Annotated in this window: 1 protein-coding gene and 2 pseudogenes; 2 read left to right on the top strand and 1 reads right to left on the bottom strand. The window is 64.5% G+C overall.

Annotation, left to right across the window (positions count from 1 at the left end; translation table 11 throughout):
• Nucleotides 1-323 precede the first annotated feature (323 nt).
• Nucleotides 324-455, top strand: a pseudogene (locus AB0H42_RS35585) (IS5/IS1182 family transposase); the annotation flags it as partial.
• 29 nt (nucleotides 456-484) lie between these two features.
• Here AB0H42_RS35585 and AB0H42_RS35580 read toward each other — a convergent pair.
• Nucleotides 485-1,287 (bottom strand): IS5 family transposase gene (locus AB0H42_RS35580; RefSeq protein WP_357064252.1). Its coding sequence is split into 2 segments (ribosomal slippage): nucleotides 485-951 and nucleotides 951-1,287, totalling 804 coding nucleotides; the frame shifts between segments, so codons are not numbered across the junction.
• Nucleotides 1,288-1,355: 68 nt separating this feature from the next.
• Between AB0H42_RS35580 and AB0H42_RS35575 the strand changes: the two are divergent.
• Nucleotides 1,356-1,841, top strand: a pseudogene (locus tag AB0H42_RS35575) (IS1380 family transposase); the annotation flags it as partial.
• Nucleotides 1,842-2,073: the final 232 nt, after the last annotated feature.

Raw genomic sequence — 2,073 nt, 5'->3', positions numbered from 1 at the left:
CTTCGACTCCTCCGACACGACAATCCTTTCCGCTGAAGCAGGCCGCCTCAGCTTGTCGGATCACCGCCCCGCCCACAAGATCGCTGACAGTCCCATCCGGCAACGAATTCCGATCTCGGGTCGGTCCGTATCGATGCAAGCTTCGCCGGCTATCGAAAGCTGTTGTCGTGGGCGCGGTAATGGCCGGAACGCAGGTGGGCGATGGATGAGGTGACCGGTTCCTTCCGGACAGTGGCCCCTCGTAGGGTGGTTACTGAAAGTGAGGGAGCAGTTTGTGGGGCGGCATCGCAGGAGTACTCGCCTGAGTACAAGGACGAGGCCGTGAGCGAACCTACGGTTGGATCGTCAAACACCGCCGCTGCGTCCGCGACTACGAAACCCGGCCCGACCACCACGAAGCCATGATCTACATCGCCATGATCGCCACGCTTTCGAGACGACTCACCCGCAAGTGACCCGGAGTTCTCAGACGCGCTCTTAGAGATCAGTTCAGAATGAGCTTCCGGAGGCATATGATCGAGCAAGCCAGACTCAGTAGTGCTTGGTGGATGTCGGCGCGGCGTTCGTAGCGGGTCCGTAAGCGTTTGAAGGCGTGCAGCCACGCGAAAACGCGCTCGACCGGCCATCGGAGCTTCCCCAATCCGGAGCCGTGGCCGGTGTTGCGGCGGGCGATGACCGGGGTGATGCCGCGGGCCCGGAGAAGCCGGCGGTATTTGTCGTGGTCATAGCCACGGTCGGCATACAGGTGCCAAGGTCGGCGCCAGGGGCGGCCGCGGCGGCCCCTGGTCACGGGCAGGGCATCGACGAGCGGGATGAGCTGGGTGACGTCGTTGCGGTTTCCGCCGGTCAGCGTGACCGCCAAGGGTGTCCCGGCAGCGTCGGTGATCAGGTGATGCTTGGAACCCGGCCGGCCTCGGTCGACCGGGCTCGGGCCGACATGGTCCCCCCTTTGAGAGCCCGCAGGTGTGAGGCATCGACCAGCACCCGTGACAGCTCGAGCCGTCCGGCTGCCCGCAGCTCGTTCAATACGCTTTCGTGCAGTTGCTGCCACACTCCTGCCTGTGACCATTCGCTCAACCGACGCCAGCAGGTCGCGCCCGAGACACCGAACAACCCGGTCGGTAGCTGGTTCCAGCCGATACCCGTGCGAGTCACGTACAGGATGCCTTCCAGCGCGGCCCGGTCATCGGACCGATGTCGGCCCGGGTAGCGGAAGCGTCTCTCCCGCGGAGGAATCAACGACTCCAGCCTGGCCCACAACGCATCGGTCACCACCTCGTCAACCACGCTGAGATTGTCAAACACGCTGCGGGACAGCGCAAGCTGCCACCAAAACTCATTCTGAACTGATCTCTTACACCGCTTTCGCTTCCAAGCCTGACCGGGTAACCGCCCGGCTGATCGTGCGCCGTGTCCGCGATGCTGCTCGTCAGGACGAATTGTTCCCGGTCTGGCGGTATCACCCGTTCTTCACCGACTCGACCGAACCGGTCGTGGACGCCGACCTCGCTCACCGCCGCCATGCCGTCATCGAAACCGTGTTCGCCGACCTGATCGACGGCCCTCTGGCGCACATGCCGTCCGGGCGTTTCGGCGCGAATTCGGCCTGGGTGCTGTGCGCGGCGATCGCCCACAACCTGCTCCGCGCCGCCGGTCGGCTCGCCGACCCGCAACTGGGCCGCGCTCGCGGGGCGACCCTTCGCCGAAAGATCATCAACATTCCCGCTCGTTTCACCCGACCGCAACGCAGACCCGTCCTGCACCTGCCCGCTCACTGGCCCTGGGCCAACCCCTGGCGGCAGTTGTGGCACGCCACCACCACCGCACTCTCGACCGCCTGAACACCGCGAAACACCCCTACGACCAGGAGTAACAGTGGAAAGTCTGGGCAGACCAGCGGCTACCCGCTACCCAAAAACCAGTGGGCCGCGCACCTGCGGCGCGCGGCCCACTCAGCAACTTCATCGGTGGATCGAGGCTTACAGGGTGTCTTACGTGGGCGTAATTCGTTGTCCGGCATGATGTGACCCGTGGTCGACAGGCTTGCTCAGAGACTGGTCCCGGATGCGTTGT

The sequence above is a fragment of the Nocardia sp. NPDC050799 genome, assembly GCF_040654015.1.
In the GTDB taxonomy this organism is placed as follows: domain Bacteria; phylum Actinomycetota; class Actinomycetes; order Mycobacteriales; family Mycobacteriaceae; genus Nocardia.
This window is presented reverse-complemented; position numbering and strand designations above follow the sequence as displayed.